Below are 20,137 nucleotides of genomic sequence, written 5' to 3'. Positions count from 1 at the left end.
TACGGACGATAGTGTCACCTCTACGATGGGGGGCCACCCCCGCGCTTCGTACCGTGAAACACCGCGGCCCCGCACCATCGCATGACCGCGAGACACCGCGACCGATCGGCGACAGCGACGCCCACCAGCGACCGACCACACGACTGACGAAGGACCTGAAGTGAATATCCGCTCCCTCACTAGAGGCGACGGCGTGGTGATCGGAGCAGCGGTGTTGCTGTTCATCGCCTCGTTCCTCGACACGTTCGACTGCAAGGGCAGCAGCTGCGACAACGTGCCGAACGCCTGGGACAACGGCAACCTCATCATGAGCGTCTATCTCGCGGGGATCATCGCCGCGGGTCTGATCATCGCGAGCCGCGCCCTGCCCGAGGGAAAGAAGGTCGCCGGCCTCGAACTCGGTCCGGCCGGCGTCGTGGTCGCGATCTTCGCCGCCTGGTCGTCGCTCGGCGCCATCTTCGACCCGGCGGGTTCGTTCGACGACCTGCTGGGCCTCGGCGGTGACCTGTCGGCCGGAGTCGGCCTCATCCTCGGCCTGATCGCCGCGCTGGCGCTCGCCGCCGCGGCCGTCGCGACCCCGCTCGTGCCCGCGCTCAAGGCCCCGCTCGTCGGCGCCCCGCGCCCGCAGGTCCCGCCGTACGGCGGACAGCCGCAGGGTGGTTACGGCTACCCGGGCGCCCAGCAGCAGCCCTACGGGGGCCAGCAGCCGCCGCAGCAGAACCTGTTCGGCGCGCCGGCGCCCGCGCCGCAGCCGCCGGCCGGGGCGGGCCAGCCGGGTCCGGCGCCGGCCGCCGCGTCCGGTGACTTCTCGCCGTTCTGGTTCGCGGTGCCGGTACCGCGTCCGCTCTACCCGGAGGACGGCTCCCCGACCCCGATCGCCGAACTCGCCCCCGGTACCTGGTACTTGGCGGTCGAGCAGCGGGGTCCCGGGCTGATCGCGCAGACGCAGGACGGTCGGCGCGGGGTGCTTCAGGACACGACGGGGATTCAGCGCGGCTGATTTCTTCTTGCACGGTACGCAGCGGCCTCCGCCCGGATGGGTGGGGGCCGTTGTCGTTGCGTCGATGGGTTGGGTGGCCGTACAGTCCGAGCGGGACGCATATCTGACGGACCGTCAGGCTTACTGCGTTGAGTATCCCGGGAGGTTGGTGCGGGCATGGGCATGCGGCTAGGACTGGCACTCGGCTACTGGGGTCGCGGCCCCGACCCCGCGCACGTCGAACTGGCCCGCGAGGCAGAGGAGTTGGGCTACGACTCGGTGTGGACGGCGGAGTCCTGGGGCTCGGACGCGTTCACGCCGCTGACGTGGATCGCGGCGCGCACGAGCCGTATCCGGCTGGGCACGGCGGTGGCGCAGATGGCGGCGCGCTCCCCCACGACGACGGCGATGCACGCGCTGACCCTGGACCATCTGTCGGGCGGCCGGATGATGCTGGGCCTGGGCCTGTCGGGCCCGCAGGTGGTGGAGGGCTGGTACGGCCGCCCGTTCCCTTCATCACCGCTGACGGCGACGCGCGAATACGTGGACGTCATCCGCCAGGTGCTACGCCGCGAATCCCCGGTGACGACGGACGGCCGCTACCACCCCCTCCCCTACCGGGGCGACGACGGCACGGGCCTGGGCAAATCCCTGAAGCCGATCACGCATCCGCTCCGCGCGGACCTGCCGGTCCTGCTGGGCGCGGAGGGCCCGAAGAACATCGCGCAGACGGCCCGGATCGCGGACGGCTGGCTGCCGCTGTACTGGTCGCCGCAGCGGGCGGACCTGTACGAGGCGCCGCTTGCGGAGGCGCGGGAGGGTTTCATGGTGGCCCCGATGGCCCGGGTAGCGGTGTGCGACAACGTGGCCGAGGGACTCCTCCCGGTCAAGGCGATGCTCGGCTTCTACATAGGCGGAATGGGCCACGCGGCCCGAAACTTCCACGCGGACCTGATGGCGAGGATGGGCTACGAGGAAGAGGCGCACCGGATCCAGTCCCTATTCCTGGCCGGCCACCGCGAAGAGGCAATCAAGGCGGTCCCGGACGCGTTCGCGGACGAAATCTCTTTGGTGGGCCCCCGGGAACGCATAGCGGAACGCCTGGAGGAATGGCGCAAGGGCCCGGTAACGGACCTGCTGGCCCTGTCCCCGGACCGCCATACGCTGCGGATACTGGCGGAGCTGAACGGCTGACTTGGGGTTGGGGGCAGGGGGTCGGTTGGTTGACCTGCGGGAACCCGGCTTCAAGAGAGCCATAAGCTGAGTCCTCTGACCTGCTGATTCCACCCTTCACACAGAAGCCGAGGACTCCACTCATGTTGCGCTATTGGCTCGCGACCGTGCGTCGCACCGCGGTGGCCGCCGCCTCGGCCGCCGTTGTCATTGGGACAGCGGCGGCCGGAGTACTGATATCGGAGAACCCGAACGCCTGGTCTGCCGGGCTGTTCCAAGGGGTACTCGCCGGACTCGTGGTCGGCGTAGTCCTCGCCCTCGTGATCGCCACGTCGAACACGTGGCAAGCCAGGCGTACGGCCTCACGGCACGGTCTGACGCTGACCGCCGAGGCTGCGGCGGTGCCCTGCACCGCCGAGTTCCGCGTACCAGCGCCTGCGGGCGCCACTGCCTACCAGCTCACCGACAGCGTGCTGCACGCCCTCAAGGGGGTGCCGCTCCCCCGGATCGACGAAGTCAAGGAGTTCACGCACGGCAAACTCACCCTTGTCTGCGCGAGTTCGCCCGCCGGCCCGGTGACGCTGCGCATCTCCATCACGACAGACCGGAACACCGCGACAGTGACCATGGACGCCCGCCCTGCGACCACGTGGAAGCGTCTTGACGGCGGCGCCAGTTGGAGCGTCCTCACAACTTTCAAACCGCACGTCAGCAACGCCATCCACCACGAAGCGAGCAGCACGAACGCAACCTGAGCACGGTTGCTGCTACTGAGTGGTCAGGTGGGGGCGTTTGGGGTGGTGCTGGTCGGAGGGCCATGCACGACTTCAGAAGGGAACAGCCAGCCCGGCCTCACGCAATCGAAGCAGTGCCCCGCCCATGCACTCGAAGACCGAGGCCCCGTCGGCCCTCATCCCACCGTCCAGCGGCCCACCAGAAGCGACAAATGTCCACGCCGGCTGACCGTCACGCATGCGCTCCGCGTCGACCCGGATCATGGCGCCGACTCCCTGCTCGCCAAGCCACTCCAGGATGGACAGCGTCACGTCCTCGACACCACTGTCCAGGTCCACTTTGAGCCGCCGCCCCATCCCCTCGCTCATGGCCACGACCCTACTCAGCGGGCGGCCGGTTCTTGCTCCCGAACGGCCGTCCGGGACCGGCACCACGAGGTTGGGGAACGCGGGCGGGGCAGAACAGGTGGGCTCGGGTGTTCCTATGTATGGGCTCCACGCACTGCAGATCCTCCGCCCCGGGCTGTCCAGTCAACTACCGCTGAGTGCCATCCATATGGCACCCATGCCGGATATGACCGCGCACAGCAGAAGAGCGAGATCGGCACTTGTACACCGCGTCCAGCGGACGTGCGGGCCGCCGGCATCCTCCGATTCACGTACCGAGACATCAGAGTTCAACCAAGTCCTGATCTTCCACTCTGCCTCACTGCTGGTGCCTCTGAAACGATCGATGACAGACCCTCCAAACGCAAAAACGGCGATTTCCCGCTCGTGATCGAGATGCACCTCCAGCGTGCCGTCATCACCGACCGAGACACCACGGATCGCTGTCCTCGGCAGAACATGGGTGCGCACAAGGTTCACCACAAGGATCACGTCCTCACGCAGGTCCACCTTGCAGTTCGCGACCCGTCCTGAAATCCCGGCGAGCGCCAAATAGACCGGGATCCCCTGCCAGCCGGTTCGAAATCCATTGACAGAACTGACCTTGAACACTGCAAGAAGCATGCCCACACCAAGGCCCACGATGGCAATCCAGGGAAAGACCAGCCAAGAACGTCGCCTCAGTACATTTCCCCTGGTCTTCTGCATACTCACCATCGAACAACCCGTCCTAGCGAACAATCTCAGGGAGAACGGATAGCCATTTCTCGCGGGTGCCGCAAAGAAGGGCGCAATGTCAATTGTCAAGCCAAATCAATCTTCTGCTCGTCCGAAGCCGATCGCGCTTCCGAGCACCGCACCGACTACCACCGGGACTACGATGTTGAAAGGTCCCGGGAGAGGGCGAGTTGCGACGTAGAAACCGATTACAACAAGTACACCAGCAGCAACCGTCAACCTTCGAATCCTTCGTCTAGTCGCCACATATACCCCTTCACATCTTTTTTCAAGATCCCTTTCCAGCTTCCATCGACCGCAATTGTGGACCGGCATATCTTGCACCTATACAGCCGCCGGCACCGGTCGCTACAGTCGTGATGCCGAATCCCGTCCAGTTCCAGTTTTCGATACCCGCGTTGGAATCAGCATAGTCTCGCCAGTGATCAGCGAAGTGATCGCCTACCGTTCCTGGGACATCCGCTACTCCTGAAACTACCTTCCCTCCGATAGCGTCCCAGGCACTTCCGATGCCGCCTTTGATGCCCCCCAGATTCCGTCTTTCTTGCGGCGTTCCGCTTCTACCTTTTCTCGTGCTACTGCCTGGGCCGGCCTTGGCTTGCGCTGCCTTCTTTGGGATCCCGGACGCTTTCGCCGGCGACATCTCCCTGGTGGGCCCCGAGAACGCATAACGGAACGCCCGGAGGCATGGCGCAAGGCCCGGTACACGGACCTCCGCCCCTCCCGGGACAGGAACAGACTCCGGGCGATGGCGGAACTGAACAGCTGAAGAAGAACTACCCAAGCCAACTCACAAGATCCAATACCAGCCCGATTGCACCGAGCACCGCTACGCCCCCACCAACAACACGAAGCAGCCTGGGCGTAGCCCCACCAACAAAACCAAAACTGAGCCGAGAAACAAGAGAAAAGAACCTCTCCGCAGCCCCTCTCCAGTCAAGCGCAATCACCACCCCAAACACAGTAAGTACCACGCTAATAGCAACACCCGGCATGTTCACACTGGACAAGACCTGCCCGCCAGCAAAGGTCGACATAAGCGAGTCGCGCATCAAGAATCCATTTCTAACGTTCGGAGAGAGTGTTTTCTACGTATCTCGCATCACCAGTTACCCTTTCCTCTATCTCCAATCAACAGTGAAAAGCTTACCGACCTTGGTACCGTGGGAGGTCGTAAAGCCTGCTTCCGCTCCCAGACCGAGACCGACACCGATGGTGGTCGACCCAACGGCCTCTCCCCTGCTGTTCGTTGTATTGATTGCTCTTTCATGGCTGCCAGAAACAGCCACGCCATAGGCCCCCGTCACAGTCCCACCCCAACCGTCACCGCGAAGCTGTTCAAAGTCCGTGGCATTGCTTCCCATCATACCGATTTCAACATTCGTACCGAAAGAAGGTGTTTCAGTTCCCCGGCTGAAACTCAGCCCGTAGTCCGTCTTGCCGTCCGCTCGCGTAGTACTCACAAAGCAGATCGATGCTGTCACACCGAACCCGAATCCGGCAGAACCACTCACGCAAAAACCCGCTGTATCACCAGCGAAGTATGCATCCCAGATCCTCTCACTCTTACCGGTCAGCCCATTCCAGGCAGATTTGACGGCTCCGATTACACTATTCCTCTTACGCCGTTCCGATTCGGCCTTTTCTCGTGCTACTGCCTGGGCCTTCGCTCTCGCGTCGGCTTGGGCCTTGGCTTGGGCTGCCTTCTTTGCGTCATAGTGGTAGACCTTGTAGTTGCTGGGGTTGGCTTTGTAGGCGGCGTATTTCTTTTGGGAGGACTTGTCTTTGAGGGGGGTTTGTTGCCAGACCCATTTGCCGTTCTTCTTGGTGTAGCCCGCTTTCATGCCGCGGTCGTTGGCCCAGCGGTCGTCGTTGTAGCCGGCGCCGCCTGCCGGGCCGTCGGGGCGGAGGCCGGTGGGGTCGGACTTGGTGATCGGGTTGTTGTGAGCGTAGCTGTAGGCGTTCAGTTGGGCCGGGTCGTCGTGGTCGATGATCGGGTCGACGGAGAGGAAGCGGCCGAGTCGGGGGTCGTATTCGCGGGCGCCGAGGTGGGTGAGGCCGGTGGGGTCCGCAGTCCCGCCTACGTAGCCCCGGGTACCCGGGATCGTTTCGGTCTGTGCTGATCTGGGCTGGCCGAAGGGGAGTTGTTTGCGGCGGGTGATCGCGAGGGTGGTCATGGCGACGGCCGCCATGGACGTGCCCTGATGGTCGGGGAGCAGGAAAGAGAAACCGGCGCCGGTCCGGACGGCCACCGTCTCCTCTCCGTGGGTGTAGTAGCGGACGCCCGACTTCGTACCGGTGGCCGTGGTCTTCAGTTCGTTGCCGCCGGGGAGGGTGAGCGTCTGGCTGCCGTCCGCGTCGCGGGTGATCATGCGGTTGCCGTCGGCGTCGTACTGGTAACCCGTGGTCTTTCCCGCCTCGGTGAGGGAGGCGAGGTGGCCCTCGTCGTCCCAGGCGAACGTCTGTGTCTGCGTACCGGTGGTGCGGGTGCGGGTGTTGCCGGTCTCGTCGTAGGTGAAGCCGGTCTTCTTGCCGTCGTCACGGCCGCCCTTGGTGGACGTCTCCTGGACGGCGTGGGGCAACCCGGTGCCCGGGTCGTTGTGCCGGTACGTCGTGATCCCGTCCGTACCCGCGAGGATGCCCGTTCCGTGGTCCGTCTGCTCGGTGCGGTTGCCCGCTGCGTCGTAGGCGAAGGACTGCCAGTAGGCGTCCGGGCCGCCCACCGTCGTGGCCGAGGGCTGGGCGGCGCAGTCGTTCCGGGCGGTGGTCCAGGCTTCGGTGAGGCGGCCGAGGGTGTCCTCGGTGAAGCACTGGCGGTCGACGGATTTGGAGGTGTCCTGGCCGCTGGTGGTGGTGATGCCGGTGATGTTGCCCGCGGGCGCGTAGTCGTAGACGGTGTCGTCGATGCGCTGGGGGGCGAGGTCCCGGTCGGTGGTCTGGCGGTTGAGGCGGCCGGTGTGGTCGTCGTAGAGACGGGTGCGGTAGACCTTTTTGCCGAGGGTTCCGTACTCGGTGCGGGTCGGGCGCGAGAACACGTCGTACCCCGTGGAGTTGACGAGGGTGATCGACCCGGCGGTGGTCTTCAGGGGGAGGTTGCCCTCCGCGTAGACGGTGGTCTGCCGTTCGCTGGGGAGGTTGCCGACGGCCGGGTGTCTGATCCATTCCTGCTGGCTGGTGTACGTGTTGTAGCCGTACGTCCAGGTGTACGTGCCCGCGAGCGGGCCGGCCGCAGCCGGAATGGTCACCGTCTGGGAGGTTGGCTGGTAGCTGTCGTTGTAGGCGTCGACCGAGGATGTGTACGCCTTGCCGTCGAGGTAGCGGACGCTGCTGTCCGCCTGCCCCTTCGCCGCCTTGTCGTACGTCCACTCCGCCAACAGGGCTGATCCCTTGGTGAGTTCGGTACGGCGGCCCAGTGCGTCGTACTTCGAGGTCAGCGTGATGTTGCGGGCGTCTGTGGTGGTGACGGGGCGGCCGGCCTTGTCATAGGTGGTGTGTGAGGTGCCCTTGTCGGGGTCGGCGGAGGTCTTCTTCTGGCCGCGCGCGTCGAAGACGTATCGCCACACGTTGCCCGCTGGGTCGGTCACCGTCTCCGGCTCGTCCCACTTCCCGTATCCGTACGTCGTCTTCTGCGAGGTGGTGCGGGCGGCGTTGGTGTACTGGAGCCGTTCGGTGGTGCGGCCACGGGCGTCCGTGACCACCGTGGTGGCCGTGCCGCCCTTGGGTGGGACGACGGTGGTGCGGTCGCCCGCGTACTGCGTGACGGTGCGCCACTTCTCGTCGCCGTACGCGCGGGAGATGGCGTCGGTGACGCGGCCCTGCCCGTCGTACAGGTTCTCGGCGGCGGTGGGCACCTTGTTGTCCGGAGCCGTGGCGAGGGTCTTGGAGGGGGCGCCGTCGGCGTAGTAGGCGGCGTAGGACTTCCACGCGAAACCGCGGGTGTCGTAGTGGGTTTCGGAGATGATGCGGTTGGTCGTGCCGACCGCCGGTGCCTGGGTCTCGCGCTCGCGCAGCAGGCCGTCGTAGAGCTGGTAGGCCGTCGCGTACGAGCCGTCGTACTGGAGGGTCTTGGTGGCCACGGCATTGGCCGCCGTCTTCGAGATCGTGTACGTGAACTCGGTCGACGGCTGCGTGGCGTGATCGGCCTTGGCCCAGCCGGGGTTCCACACCTTCAGTACGCGGCCCAGACCGTCGTACGTGGCGTCGGTGCGCTTGGTGTTGGGGTCGATCACGGTGGTGGCGACGCCACGGGCCGGGTCGTAGTGGGTGGTCGTGGAGTGCGTGAGGGCGTTGGTGACGACGGTGGTTGTCGGTGCCTCGATCGTCGTGGGTGTGTACTTGGTCCCGGTGGTGCTGTTCTCCGCGTCGGTGCTGGTCAGCTCGCGGCCGTGCTGGTCGTAGGTGTGGGTGGCCGTGGTGAGGAAGCCGGTGCCCTTGTCGTCCTGCTCGTCGAGGCGGGTCACCTCACCCCTGGTCGGTGGGGTGTCCAGGCTGGTGGCGTCGTCGTAGTAGTGGCGTTCGACGGAGATCAGGTCGGCCGGGAGTGTGGGTGTCTTGTCGCAGGCGACAGCGGTCTGCTTGACCTCCTTGACGAGGGTGAGCATGTTCGCGTCGGTGTTGCGGTTGTACGTGGTGGTCGTGCACTCCTCGTCGCCGGTCCTGGCGGTGTCGCCGAGGTCGGACTCGGTCAGGACGTGACCGTAGGTGTCGTGGGTGCGGTCGATCCGGGTGGAGCGCCAGCCGCCACCGACCGCCGTACGGGTCTTCTCCGACTTGCCGCCGGTGGCGTACGCGCGCAGGGCGGTCATTCCGGGGCGGGTGCGGGTGGCGTTGGCGGCCGAGCGCCAGGGTTCGTAGCTGGTGGTCGCTTCGAGTTTGCCGCCGTCGCCGTCGAAGGTGGCTTCCTCGCGGGTCATGCCGGCGAAGGAGGGGTGGTCGGTGACGGCGATGCCCTCGTGGTCCTCGACCGTGGCGCCGTCGATGCCTCGGAAGTAGCGGTACTCCTTGAGGGTCTGCTTGTCCGACGCAGGCGCGCCGGTGCGGACCTGGACTCGCCCGTAGCCCCTGCGGTCGCCGTAGGTGAGGTGCTTGGGCTTGGCGAACTCGTCCTCCTCCTTCGCCCAGGCCATGCCGCCGAGGTAGGAGTAGTCGGTCTGCTTCACGGGCGCGCCGCCGGTGTTGTCGGCCTCCAGGATCTGGGTGACGACATAGGTGTGGAACCAGTCGAGGTACGGCTCGTAGTCGGCGGCCGGGGCGTCCGGCGGGGACCAGATGACGGGGTAGCAGCGGCGGGTGTTCGACGCGGGTGCGGGGATGCTGCCGGCCTTGCAGTCGGGGGTGGAGTAGGTGACGCCGAGGGTGGAGCCGGTCTCGGTGTCGATGCCGTAGATCCGGTAGCGGACCAGCGGAGGGACCGGGTCCGGTCTGCCGCCTGTGGTGGCGCCCTCGACGCGGTTGGCAAGCTGCTGGCCCCTGAAGGTGACCGGCGGCATGGTGACGTCGCCGGTGCCGGTGTGCCCGGTGCGGGTGAGGGACGCCAGCCACAGGGCGGGGTCGGTTCCGTCGCCGGTGGTGGGGAACTGGTGGGCGAGCGTCCAGGTGTCGACCGGTTTGTACGCGCCCCCGGTGAGGACCGAGGTGTCGATCTTCGTCAGTCGCTTGCGGGTCCAGAAGGACGGCGAGTAACGGTCCTTGCACTCGTCGCCGGACGCGCAGTAGCGGTCGAAGGGGACGTCGGGCCAGTTCTTCGCGTTCGTTTTGTCGAACGTGGCACAGTCCGTCAGGCAGCGTTCCGAGACGGTGAAGTCGACTTTCCCGGCGGCCTTCTGGGCGTACATGGTGCTGGAGCGCAGCCCGTATTCGATGCGGTCGAGGTGGCCGCCGCGGTCGTAGGTGGTGGCGGTGGAGGCGCCGGTGTCCGGGTTGACGTTGCGCCCGTAGGAGTTGGTCTCCTTGTTCCAGTAGTAGGCCATGGCGTCGGCGTGCGGGTCCACGACGTAGTCGAGGTTCCATCGCCATGCCTGCCGGCACCAGGAGTCCTTGAACGCGGTGGCGTGGCAGGGCTCGTCCTTGTGGTTGCCGAAGACCGGCACGGTCAGGGTCGAGTTGGTCTCGGGCTTGCCGTCGGTCCAGCCGGGCAGCCGGTTGTAGCCGAAGTAGTAGCGGGTGCCGTCGGGGGTGGTGACGCGCCAGTACTCGCCGTCGTTGTCGCCGTTGCCCCGGCTGCCGCTGGTGAGTCTGACGGCCTTGGTGCCGTCGTCGCTCTCCATATGCCACTCGCCCTCGGGGTCGTCCTTGGCCGAGTCGTCCTTGACGAGCACGCTGGTCTGTCCGTTGAGGCTGATGACGGCGTTGTCGTTCTTCCAGCAAAGGTCACCACTCTTGTCGGTGCCGTTGCCGTCCTTGGCGTCGTCGCCGCAGGACACGTAGCGGCGTTCGATGTAGCCGGGCTCCATCGACCAGCCGTCGCCGATCCAGTTCGCCTGGTTGTTGGTGGCGGCCGTCCGCCCGTCCACCGCCTGCGAGTTGTACGCGAGCTTGAGGTCCGGCTGGACGCCGCCTGGTACGTCCGGGGTGGTGAGGCCGTAGTTCCAGGAGAAACCGCCGTTGGATCCGCCGGCCGACCAGGAACCGGACGGTGACAGCGAGGTGGCCCCGAAGTCCCCTCCGGCGCCGCTGGCCGCGGCGGTCACGGCCAGGAGAATTGTGCCCGTGGCGGGGGTGGGCGGGGTGTTCGACGTGCGGGTCACGGGGGGTGTGGCGGTGGGGAGGGCGGTGGGTAGGGCGGACGTGGCCGTCGGGTTCTGGGGCTGGGGCGTGGGATCCGGCTGGGGCTGGGGCAGCGTTACGGGGGCGGAGAGCGTCGCGTTCCGGGGGTCGTTGTGTGTGGCCAGGGTCCGGCCCTGCCGGCGGCAGTTCGGCTGATCCGGATCGGTCAGGGCACACGTCGGGAGCTGGCGCAGGGTCAGTCGCGAGGCCCAGTCGCCGCCGAAGGCGTGGCGGAAGCCGGAGTAGTCGACCGTGACGTCCAGGGTGCCCTTGCTGCCGGTCAGGGGGCGGACGGCGAGGAGTACGCCGTCGATACCGGCGCTGTCGGCGGTGTCCTGGTCCAGTACCTGGATCTGCGTGCGCTCAGGTCCGGTGGCGGTCTGTTCCGTCTTCGCTTCGCTGTGGGCTGACTTGGAGTTGGCGTGGGCCGACTTGGCGTCCGGGCGAGCGAGACGAACGGGAAGCGAGCCCACCGTCGTGGTCGCCGCGCCGTCCTGGGGAACAGCCATCGTGCGGGTGGCGGGAGTCGGCCAGTCCGCATCGGACTTGGGGCGCCAGGGGTGCTGTGCCGTCTGGTCGGGCCGGTCGATCTTCTGGGGCTTGGGGGTCGAGGTCCCGACCGGGTCCGGCTTCTTCAGGGTCCGTAGCCCCAGTTCGGCCGCCGCCGCGACGGGACCGCCGAGGAGGCCGAGCAGCAGGTACGCCGCCAGGGAAATGGCTATCCACCGCACCCGGCTTACGCGCCGCCTGGCTGCACTCCGGGAAAGACCCGAGGCGTCTGACCACAAACCGGCCACCATTCCCCCCACAGGAAGTTCATAGAGATGAAGATCCCGGCGACCTTAGCAGCACATGATTGGAAGGAGAAGAGAGCCAGATAAAGACTCTGATCCGCGCACCACTACAGCGGATTCCCTTATCACTGCATTGCCTGAAAAAAAATGGGTGGCAGCATGTAGATCTGACACAGAAACACACAGCACAAGCCATCTACCTGCATGAACGTCTGCACCTTGCAATGGAATTGAAGGGTGCGTGACACATGCACACACAATTCATAATCCTCACCAACAGGACACATCACCATCTCCTGAAGAACACGCACAGAAACCCTTCGTCGCCTCATGATGCAGGGTTGTATGGTGCGCGAAATTCTGTGCAGAATTCGAAAAGGAAGCACGATGGGAAATCATTTGGAGGCGGCGAGACATCTCTCGCCGCGCCGTATCGCGGCGGCAGCCGTCGCGGTATTCGTCATCGCCGCGTCGGCGTCCACTCCCTCGGTGGCCGCCGAGCCCACCGGCCCTGCCACCGGACAACAGGAGCCGACCACAGATGGGTCCGATGACTCCGATGAGTCCGCCGCTCTGGCCCGCGCGGCGGACTCGGGCGAGCAGGTCCAGGTGGTCTCCCGCCGAACGGAGACCTCCCAGGTCTTCGCCAACCCCTCGGGGACCTTCACCGAGGACCGCTACGCCACCGCCCAATGGGTGCGGCAGGGCAACCGTCTGGTGGACATAGACACCAGCCTGCGTGTCAGCGGTAGTGGCAGCGGCGGAATATCCCCGGGGGCCACAGCGGTGGGGCTGGAGTTCTCGGCGGGCGGCAGCGGCCCGCTCGCCACCATCACCCGCGACGGGCGCAGCATTTCGCTGAGCTGGCCCACCCCGCTGCCGCAGCCCCTGATCGCCGACGACACGGTCACCTACCCGGATGTCCTGCCCGACGTCGACCTCAAACTGCGCGCCGGGACCTCCGGCTTCGCCCAGTTGCTCGTGGTCAAGACCCCGGAGGCCGCCGCCGACCCGGCGCTGAAGACCATCGCGTACAAGATGGTCGGCGACGGTGTGAGCGTGTCCGCCGACGCGCACGGCAATCTCAGCGCCGTCAACCCGGGCGGTCAGGAACTCTTCACCGCGCCGACGCCCCGTATGTGGGACAGCACCACCAGTTCCGCCAGCGCTCCCGAGTCGGACCCAGCGACCAGAGCGGCCCAGCGGACCGAGAGCGGTCCACCGCCCCAGGGCGACGCCACGGAGAACGGTCCGCCACCGCACGAAGACGAGTTCGAGCCGGGCCCCGGCGCCCAGCAGTCCGCCATGCCCGTCAAGGCCGACGACAGCAGCCTCGAACTCACCCCGGACCCCGCCCTGATGACCGGCCCGGACACCCGTTACCCGGTCTACATCGACCCCTACATCGACGGGTCGCGCTACTCCTGGACCATCGCGTACAAGAAGTACCCCACCGCCTCGTACTTCAACGGAGCCGGCTGGGGCGGCACGGGCAAGAGCACCACGACCGCCCGCGTGGGATACGAGGACGAGACGAACGGCCTGGCCCGTTCCTACTTCCGTATGAACACGAAGAATCTGTGGAGTACCGACAAGCAGGTCCTCAAGTCCACCTTCCGTATCAAGAACACGTGGTCGTGGTCGTGCACCGCCAAGCCCGTCGAACTGTGGCGCACCGCCACGATCGGCTCCTCGACCACGTGGAACAACCGCCCCGACCGGCGCACACGGATGGACACGGTCAACGACGCGAAGGGATGGGGCTCCGGCTGCCCGGCCGGGAATCTGGCCTTCGACGTCACGCGCGGCGCCAAGGACGCGGCGGCGAGCAAATGGAACACCATCAGCCTCGAACTCGCCGCCACCAACGAGTCGGACGTGTTCGGCTGGAAGAAGTTCGACGCCAAGTCAGCCGTGATGTCGACCGAGTACAACACCGTGCCGAACGCGCCCACCGGCCTGGACACCATCCCCAGCACCAAGAACAGCAAAGGGTGCGGCAACGTCTCCCCGTACGGCCTGATCGGCAACACCGACGTCTACCTGACCGCGAAGGCCGGTGACAAGGACGGCGGCACCGTCAAGACCAAGTTCCATCTGTGGGCCACCGGACACCACGACGACGGGCCCGGCGTCTTCTTCAACCAGACGGTCTCCGCCACCTCAGGCACCGTCGCCAAGGTCAAGGTCCCCAAGACGACGCTCAGCCAGTACCTCTCCACCGCGAACGGCAACTTCTCCTGGAAGGCGCAGGCCGACGACGGCAAGGCCGTCTCCGACTGGACACCCACCCTGGGCGCGCCGGGCTGCCGTTTCGTCTTCGACCCGAACCGGCCCAGCAATCCGCCGGGTATCACCTCCAGCCGGTTCCCCGACGGCGGCGACGGCTGGCCGTCAGTGACCGGCAGTGTCCGCACCGAGGGCACCTTCGTCCTGTCCAGCGGCGGCATCGGCGACGTCAGCGCCTACGAGTACTGGACCGACACCGACACCACCGTCCGTACGGCAACCCCCGCCGCCCTCGGCGGCAGCGTGAGCGTCAAGTTCACGCCCACCAAGTCCGGCGCCAACTATCTCCACGCGCGCAGTCTCGACAAGGCGGGCAACAAGTCCGACCCCGCCGCCTACCTCTTCTACGCCAACGGCCTGAAACAGGCCGACCAGCCTGGCGACATCAACGGTGACGGACACCCCGACATGTGGGCCGTCGACAAGGACGGCGGTCTGCACCGCTACTACGGCGCCGGCGACGGAACCGTCACCGACAACCCCTCCCTCGCCTCCGACGCCAACTGGAACCAGGTGAAGATCACCCATCGCGGCGACTGGACCGGCGACGGATACGAAGACCTCGTCGCCCTGCGCCGCGACAGCGACGGCACCGACCGCCTGTGGGTGCACCCCAACAACGGCTACGGCTTCGCCTGCACCGCATGCGCGGGCATCGAAGCCGACCGGCAGGAACTCACGGTGTACGACGCGTCCAACAACCACTGGCAGAACGCCGACCAGATCCTCGCCGTCGGTGACGTCGACGGCCCTCTCGACATCGACGGCGACGGCGTCCCCGACATCCCCGGCCACCCGGATCTGCTGGTCAAGAAGGGGAATCTCCTCTGGCTCTACTTCGGCGCACCCGACAACCGGCTCGACACCGACCGCGAACCCCTCCTCATCGGCGACGACGGCTGGCAGAACATGGACCTGTTCGCCCCGGGCGACACCAACAAGGACGGCCGCGTCGACCTCGGCGCCCGCGACCGCGCCAACGGCGACCTCTACGTCCACCGAGGCACCGGCGATGACGGCGATGGCCTCGCCGACCAGTCCACCAAAATCCGCACCGGTACGAACTTCACCCCCGCCACCACTCCCCTGATCACCTCCCCCGGCGACGCCGACCACAGCGGCAAGGGCTTCGACCTCTGGTTCACCCGCAGCGACAACGCCCTGTGGAACTACCTGGACGTCAGCAGCGGCAGCGGCACCATGTCCAAGGTCAGCGATGGATGGCAGGGATACCAGACCATCAGCTGACACCCCTCACACCGAAGCCCCGGGCACACCTGCATACCGGTGCCCGGGGCGGTCCGGAGTTTGGAGATCGAATGATTCATTTCGTGTGGGCCGTGGCGCTTTTCGTTCTCGGTTCGCTGATAGCTCTGGACTACCGCAATCTCGCCCTTCGGGTGTACGACATCATCGCGATGGTGACGCCAGGCGGCCCGCCCGGCCCTCGATTCACACCGGATCACCTGAGGCTCGTGTGGGCCTGCCTGGCGGTGGCCGGTGCGGTGACAGCGGTGGTGAGAGGTTGGTCACTGTTCGGCTGACTCACCGCTTCGGTGCCGCCCCGACCTTCGCTCGCGTGTCGAAAACCTCGGCCTCGACCGACCACACCTACACCGAACGGAAAAGTTCCGCCCACTGCTGCGCCGTCAAGGACTTCGGCAGGGCGGCCGACGCCACCCCCGACTCCCTCAACGCACGTTCGACCTGACGTCGCGACACATTCGGCACCGCACTCGTCACGATCTGCGGCAGCCCCCGCCCCTTCCCCGTGAACACCCGCTGCACGAAGTCCTGGTACCGCTTGCGGTCCCTGCGGTCGAGCAGGGGGTACGGGCGCCGGGCCATCGTCATCAGGCCGCCGTCGACTCCGGGGCGCGGGCGGAAAGCCGCAGCCGAGACCCGCTGGACCAGGCCGAATTCGAACCACGGCCACCACTGGGCCGTCATCAGGGTCGCCCCGCCCACCCCCGCGCGGCGCCGCGCGACCTCCCACTGCACCAGCAGGACCGCCTCGGTCCAACCGGGTGCGCCGAGGATGTGCCGCAGCATCGCCGTGGTCTGGTGGAAGGGCAGGTTCCCCACCAGGACGTGCGGGGTCGCGGGCATGGCGTAGCGGAGGAAGTCCGCGTGGACGATCGCGGTCGACGGGTGGGTACGGCGCGCGAGCCGTGCCGCGCGCCGGTCGTCGATCTCGATCCCGGTCAGTTGCCGGCCCAGCCGCTGCAACGGCAGGGTCAGCGCGCCGTCCCCGGCACCGATCTCGATGACGGGTCCGTCTGTTCGCGCGACCAGGTCGACGACGGAGCGGATGACGGACTGGTCGTGCAGGAAGTTCTGGCCGAGTTCATGGCGGCCAGGACGAGAAAAGGAGGTGGGCATTGCTGGAACTCCACGGCTTCGGGGGGAAGCCGGGCAGCACAAGAGGAGCCGCCCGGCGAGGTCTCTCCGGAGCGGCGGTACTTTTCGCTACGCACGCACGTCGAAGCGCGGATCGGTGCGTCGAAGGGCCGCCGCTAGACGCGGCGCTCGCGAATCAGCGCGATCCCTACGAATACCGAGAATCCACAGCACATGCCGATCACCGTACCCGGCCGTCCTGGGCCCTCCGCAACTGATTTTCCCGCTCGCGCCGGCACCCCCCTCAAGGACCGTTGAGGTTTGGCCCCTGCGATCGGGGCTAGGCGCAGAGCATGTCGTCTCATACGCGCAAGGGAGCCAACCAGGCCGGGACGGTCATCGCGCTCGTCGCCGATGTCCTGGCCGTGATCCTCGCACTGTGGATCCTGATGTACCTGCTCGACGCGAACCGCGGGAACGACCTCGTCCAGTTCGTCCACCACCTCGCCGACTGGCTGGCGGGCTGGTCGCACGACCTGTTCACCTTCGACGAGGCATGGGCCCGGGTCGTGGCGGGCTACGGGCTTGCGGCGGTGGTCTACCTGTTCGTGGGCCACGCCATCGCCAACCGCCTCCACCGCCGGTAGCACCCTCACCCGGACCCGTACCCAAAGGGCCTACGACAGGTCCTAGCAGCCGCAGTCCGGATCCAGCCCCACCGGCAGCCGCTCCCCGCCGAACACGGCGCACGTCGCCTCATGGCCGCCGAGCGCCGCCACGGCGAGCAGCAGGGAACCCGCCGTCCAGGTGGTGAGTTCCTCGGGCCAGGTCGCGCGATCGTCGAAGACGTACCCCGTCCAGTACAGGCCCGACGCGGGGTCCCGCAGATGCTGGATCGACTGGAGGACGTCCAGCGCGCGGTCGGACTCGCCCACCATCCACAGAGTGAGGGCGAGTTCGGCCGATTCACCGCCCGTGACCCACGGGTTGGGCACCACACAGCGCACCCCGAGCCCGGGTACGACGAACCGGTCCCAGCCCGCCGCGATCCGCGCGGTGGCCTCCGCACCGGTGACCGCGCCGCCGAGCACCGGGTAGTACCAGTCCATCGAGTACCGGTCCTTGTCGAGGAACCGCTCGGGATGGCGCCGTATCGCGTGCCGCAGCGCGCCCGCCGCCAACTCCCAGTCGGGTTGCGGCTCTTCGCGCTGTTCGGCGATGGCGAGCGCGCAGCGCAGCGCGTGGTGCACCGATGAACTCCCGGTCAGGAGCGCGTCGGTGACGGCGCGTCCGTCGGCCTCGCGCTTCCAGCCGATCTCGCCGCCGGGCCGCTGGAGCGCGAGGACGAACTCGACGGCGGCGTACACGACGGGCCACATCACGTCGAGGAACACGTCGTCGCCGGTGGCGAGGTAGTGGTGCCAGACGCCGACGGCGACGTACGCGCAGAAGTTGGACTCGCGGCCCCGGTCCGTGACCTGCTCGAAGTCGCCGTCCGCGTAGGCGGCGTACCAGGAGCCGTCCGGGTTCTGGTGCCGGGCCAGCCACGCGTAGGCGCGCGCCGCGGCCTCGTGCTCGCCTGCCGCGTCGAGTGCCATCGCGGCCTCGGTGTGGTCCCACGGGTCGAGATGGTGGCCGCGGAACCACGGGATCGCCCCGTCCTCGCGCTGCACGGCGAGGATGCCCCGGACGGTGGCCGCGGCCTCATCCGCGGTGAGGACCCCGGGCAGTACGAGATGTTCTGTCCGGGGTGTGGTCACGAGGTGACCGCCGCGGGCAGGTGCGGCGCGGGCAGGTGCGGCTTGGTCGCGTACGCCACGAAGCTCTTGCCGATCAGCGGGTTCAGCGCCTGCTCGGCGACCCGCGTGGCCAGGGGTTTCTTCATGATGTCCCAGACGAGGAGCTTGTGGTACGCGCGGACCGGCAGCGCCCGGTCGTTGTCGACGCCGAACGCGCACTTGAGCCACCAGTACGGCGAGTGCAGTCCGTGCGCGTGGTGCGTGCCGTACGGCTTCAGGCCCGCCTCGCGCATCCGGCCGAGCAGTTCGTCGGCGCGGTAGATACGGATATGGCCGCCCTCGACCTCGTGGTACGCGTCGCTGAGCGCCCAGCACACTTTCTCGGGGCCGTAGCGCGGGACGGTGACGGCGATCCGGCCGCCGGGGCGCAGGACGCGGACCATTTCGGCGAGTACGCCTTTGTCGTCGGGGATGTGTTCCATCACCTCGGAGATGATCACGACGTCGAAGGACTCGTCGGGGAACGGCAGCGCGAGCGCGTCGCCCTCCATCGCGGTGGCGGTGGCGCCCTCGGGCGCCTCGCCCTCCGCCTTCATCGCGGCGAACCACTTGGCGACCTCGCGGATCTCCTCGCCGTTGCGGTCGAGGGCGACGACCTGGGCGCCGCGCCGGTAGCACTCGAAGGCGTGCCGGCCCGCGCCGCAGCCGAGGTCCAGGACGCGGTCGCCCGGGGCGAGCGGGAAGCGGGTGAAGTCGACGGTCAGCATGCGTGGTTGCTCCCCAGCGGGGCCGCCGCCGGGCGGCCGGGATCGGTGGCCGGCGAGCGGCCGATGGCGTCACGGTAGTGGTCGACCGTCCCGCGCGCGGCCCGCGCCCAGGTGAAGTGGTTGAGGACCCGTTCGCGTCCGGCGTGGCCGAGGCGCGTGCGCAGGTCCGGGTCGCCGAGGAGGCGGCCGAGCGCGGCGGCCAGGGCTCCCGCGTCGCCGGGAGGCACCGCGAGGCAGGTCTCGCCGTCGGTGCCCGCGACCTCCGGGATGGCGCCGCCGGTGGTCGCGACGAGCGGTGTCCCGGTCGCCATCGCCTCGGCGGCGGGCAGCGAGAAGCCCTCGTACAGCGAAGGGACGCAGGCGACCTGGGCCGAGCGGACGAGGTCGACCAGCTCGGCGTCGGAGATGCCCTTGACGAACTCGACGGCGCCCTGGAGCCCGTACCGCTCTATGGCGCCCGCGACCGGCCCGTCCTCGGCCCGCTTGCCGACGACGACGAGGTGCGCGTCGGGGCGTTCGGTACGGAGTTTGGCGAGCGCTTCGACGAGGTGGACGAGGCCCTTGAGGGGGACGTCCGCGCTGGAGGTCGTGACGATACGGCCGGGTACCTCGGCCACCGACGGGTCCGGTGAGAAGAGGGTCGTGTCGGCGCCGATGTGGACGACGTGGACCCGCTCGGACCGTACGCCGAGGTGGTCCACGATCTCCTGGCGCGACGAGCCGGAGACGGTGAGAACGGACGGGAGGCGGCGGGCGACGCGCTTCTGCATCCGGGTGAACGCGTACCAGCGGCGGACGGACGCGCGGCGCCGCCAGTCGTCGGCCGCGTCCAGCTCCAACCGGCGGTCCACGGTGATGGGGTGATGGATCGTCGTGACGAGCGGGGCGCCGAGGTCGCCCAACAGGCCGTACCCGAGGGTCTGGTTGTCGTGGACGACGTCGAAGTCGCCGCGCCGGGCGCGCAGATGGCGGCGGGCGCGCAACGAGAACGTCAGCGGCTCCGGGAAGCCGCCGGTCCACATGGTGCCGACCTCCAGCGCGTCGATCCAGTCGCGGTATTCGGAGCGGGCGGGGGTGCGGAAGGGGTCGGGCTGGCGGTAGAGGTCGAGGCTGGGCAGCTCGGTGAGGGCGGGATCGGTGAGTACGGGATCGCCGTCGTTCCCGTCGTCCCCGTCCAGCACGTCGAGTACGGGGTAGGGCTGGGCGCCGATGACCTCGACGCGGTGGCCGAGGCGGGCCAGTTCGCGGGAGAGATGGCGTACGTAGACGCCCTGGCCGCCGCAGAACGGGTTGCCCTTATAGGTGAGGAGTGCGATGCGCAGTGGCCTGCCTCCGTCCGCCGGGGGGCCTGTCTCCATGGAGGCACGAGGGCCTGCTTCCATGGCCTCAGCGGTCACTCCGGGCCCCCTTCTCGCGGCGATTCCACGCGACC

The 20,137-nt window shown here is 67.6% G+C and carries 13 protein-coding genes; 6 read left to right on the top strand and 7 right to left on the bottom strand.

The window, feature by feature from the left end; genetic code table 11:
• Positions 1-160 precede the first annotated feature (160 nt).
• From ACIQNU_RS04965 to ACIQNU_RS04955, 3 genes are all read left to right on the top strand, one after another.
• Complete coding sequence (locus ACIQNU_RS04965; protein WP_401360968.1) at positions 161-1,000, top strand: DUF5336 domain-containing protein; 840 nt, start codon at positions 161-163, stop codon at positions 998-1,000.
• A 162-nt stretch (positions 1,001-1,162) separates the two neighbouring features.
• Positions 1,163-2,173, top strand: coding sequence for an LLM class F420-dependent oxidoreductase (locus ACIQNU_RS04960; protein WP_401360966.1), 1,011 nt, complete (start codon positions 1,163-1,165; stop codon positions 2,171-2,173).
• A 122-nt stretch (positions 2,174-2,295) separates the two neighbouring features.
• Positions 2,296-2,907, top strand: coding sequence for a hypothetical protein (locus ACIQNU_RS04955; RefSeq protein WP_401360964.1), 612 nt, complete (start codon positions 2,296-2,298; stop codon positions 2,905-2,907).
• Positions 2,908-2,979: 72 nt separating this feature from the next.
• Here the strand turns inward: ACIQNU_RS04955 and ACIQNU_RS04950 are convergent, their stop codons facing one another.
• The 3 genes from ACIQNU_RS04950 to ACIQNU_RS04940 all read right to left on the bottom strand — a co-directional run bounded on the left by ACIQNU_RS04950 (position 2,980) and on the right by ACIQNU_RS04940 (position 11,498).
• Positions 2,980-3,255: a hypothetical protein gene (locus ACIQNU_RS04950; protein WP_401360962.1), complete on the bottom strand. Its 276-nt coding sequence runs from the start codon at positions 3,253-3,255 to the stop codon at positions 2,980-2,982.
• A 162-nt stretch (positions 3,256-3,417) separates the two neighbouring features.
• Positions 3,418-3,981, bottom strand: coding sequence for a PH domain-containing protein (locus ACIQNU_RS04945; protein ID WP_401360960.1), 564 nt, complete (start codon positions 3,979-3,981; stop codon positions 3,418-3,420).
• 1,151 nt (positions 3,982-5,132) lie between these two features.
• Positions 5,133-11,498, bottom strand: coding sequence for an RHS repeat domain-containing protein (locus ACIQNU_RS04940; RefSeq protein WP_401362443.1), 6,366 nt, complete (start codon positions 11,496-11,498; stop codon positions 5,133-5,135).
• A gap of 459 nt (positions 11,499-11,957) precedes the next feature.
• Here ACIQNU_RS04940 and ACIQNU_RS04935 point away from each other — a divergent pair, with 459 nt between their 5' ends.
• Together ACIQNU_RS04935 and ACIQNU_RS04930 are read left to right on the top strand one after the other, a co-directional pair.
• Positions 11,958-15,107 carry an FG-GAP-like repeat-containing protein gene (locus ACIQNU_RS04935; protein ID WP_401360958.1) on the top strand — a complete coding sequence of 1,050 codons (3,150 nt, stop codon included), beginning with the start codon at positions 11,958-11,960 and terminating at the stop codon, positions 15,105-15,107.
• A 71-nt stretch (positions 15,108-15,178) separates the two neighbouring features.
• Entirely contained in the window at positions 15,179-15,403 is a 225-nt protein-coding gene (locus ACIQNU_RS04930; RefSeq protein ID WP_401360956.1) for a hypothetical protein, read from the top strand.
• Positions 15,404-15,470: 67 nt separating this feature from the next.
• Here the strand turns inward: ACIQNU_RS04930 and erm are convergent, their stop codons facing one another.
• Positions 15,471-16,241 carry a 23S ribosomal RNA methyltransferase Erm gene (erm, locus tag ACIQNU_RS04925; RefSeq protein WP_401360954.1) on the bottom strand — a complete coding sequence of 257 codons (771 nt, stop codon included), beginning with the start codon at positions 16,239-16,241 and terminating at the stop codon, positions 15,471-15,473.
• Positions 16,242-16,552: 311 nt separating this feature from the next.
• On the opposite strand from erm, the gene ACIQNU_RS04920 reads away from it, so the two are divergent.
• Positions 16,553-16,846, top strand: a complete 294-nt coding sequence (locus ACIQNU_RS04920) for a hypothetical protein (protein WP_401360952.1) — start codon at positions 16,553-16,555, stop codon at positions 16,844-16,846.
• 42 nt (positions 16,847-16,888) lie between these two features.
• Here ACIQNU_RS04920 and ACIQNU_RS04915 read toward each other — a convergent pair whose 3' ends face one another.
• From ACIQNU_RS04915 to ACIQNU_RS04905, 3 genes are read right to left on the bottom strand one after another with little or no spacing between them, the layout of a single operon-like run.
• The gene (locus ACIQNU_RS04915; RefSeq protein ID WP_401360950.1) at positions 16,889-17,959 is read right to left on the bottom strand and encodes a prenyltransferase; all 1,071 of its coding nucleotides are present in this window, start codon (positions 17,957-17,959) and stop codon (positions 16,889-16,891) included.
• The gene (locus tag ACIQNU_RS04910; RefSeq protein ID WP_401360948.1) at positions 17,956-18,705 is read right to left on the bottom strand and encodes a methyltransferase domain-containing protein; all 750 of its coding nucleotides are present in this window, start codon (positions 18,703-18,705) and stop codon (positions 17,956-17,958) included. The genes ACIQNU_RS04915 and ACIQNU_RS04910 overlap by 4 nt, the downstream gene beginning before the upstream one ends.
• On the bottom strand, positions 18,699-20,102 hold the full coding sequence (locus tag ACIQNU_RS04905; RefSeq protein WP_401360946.1) for a glycosyltransferase family 4 protein: 1,404 nt from the start codon (positions 20,100-20,102) through the stop codon (positions 18,699-18,701). The genes ACIQNU_RS04910 and ACIQNU_RS04905 overlap by 7 nt, the downstream gene beginning before the upstream one ends.
• Positions 20,103-20,137: the final 35 nt, after the last annotated feature.

The sequence above is a fragment of the Streptomyces sp. NPDC091292 genome (genome assembly GCF_044757265.1).
Classification (GTDB): domain Bacteria; phylum Actinomycetota; class Actinomycetes; order Streptomycetales; family Streptomycetaceae; genus Streptomyces.
This window is presented reverse-complemented; position numbering and strand designations above follow the sequence as displayed.

Excerpts from the sequence above, each read along its gene's own strand:
- ACIQNU_RS04910 (WP_401360948.1), bottom strand. The coding sequence starts at position 18,705 with ATGCTGACCGTCGACTTCACCCGCTTCCCGCTCGCCCCGGGCGACCGC.
- ACIQNU_RS04945 (WP_401360960.1), bottom strand. The coding sequence starts at position 3,981 with ATGCAGAAGACCAGGGGAAATGTACTGAGGCGACGTTCTTGGCTGGTC.
- erm (WP_401360954.1), bottom strand. The coding sequence starts at position 16,241 with ATGCCCACCTCCTTTTCTCGTCCTGGCCGCCATGAACTCGGCCAGAAC.
- ACIQNU_RS04935 (WP_401360958.1), top strand. The coding sequence starts at position 11,958 with ATGGGAAATCATTTGGAGGCGGCGAGACATCTCTCGCCGCGCCGTATC.
- ACIQNU_RS04930 (WP_401360956.1), top strand. The coding sequence starts at position 15,179 with ATGATTCATTTCGTGTGGGCCGTGGCGCTTTTCGTTCTCGGTTCGCTG.
- ACIQNU_RS04950 (WP_401360962.1), bottom strand. The coding sequence starts at position 3,255 with ATGAGCGAGGGGATGGGGCGGCGGCTCAAAGTGGACCTGGACAGTGGT.
- ACIQNU_RS04955 (WP_401360964.1), top strand. The coding sequence starts at position 2,296 with ATGTTGCGCTATTGGCTCGCGACCGTGCGTCGCACCGCGGTGGCCGCC.
- ACIQNU_RS04920 (WP_401360952.1), top strand. The coding sequence starts at position 16,553 with ATGTCGTCTCATACGCGCAAGGGAGCCAACCAGGCCGGGACGGTCATC.
- ACIQNU_RS04960 (WP_401360966.1), top strand. The coding sequence starts at position 1,163 with ATGCGGCTAGGACTGGCACTCGGCTACTGGGGTCGCGGCCCCGACCCC.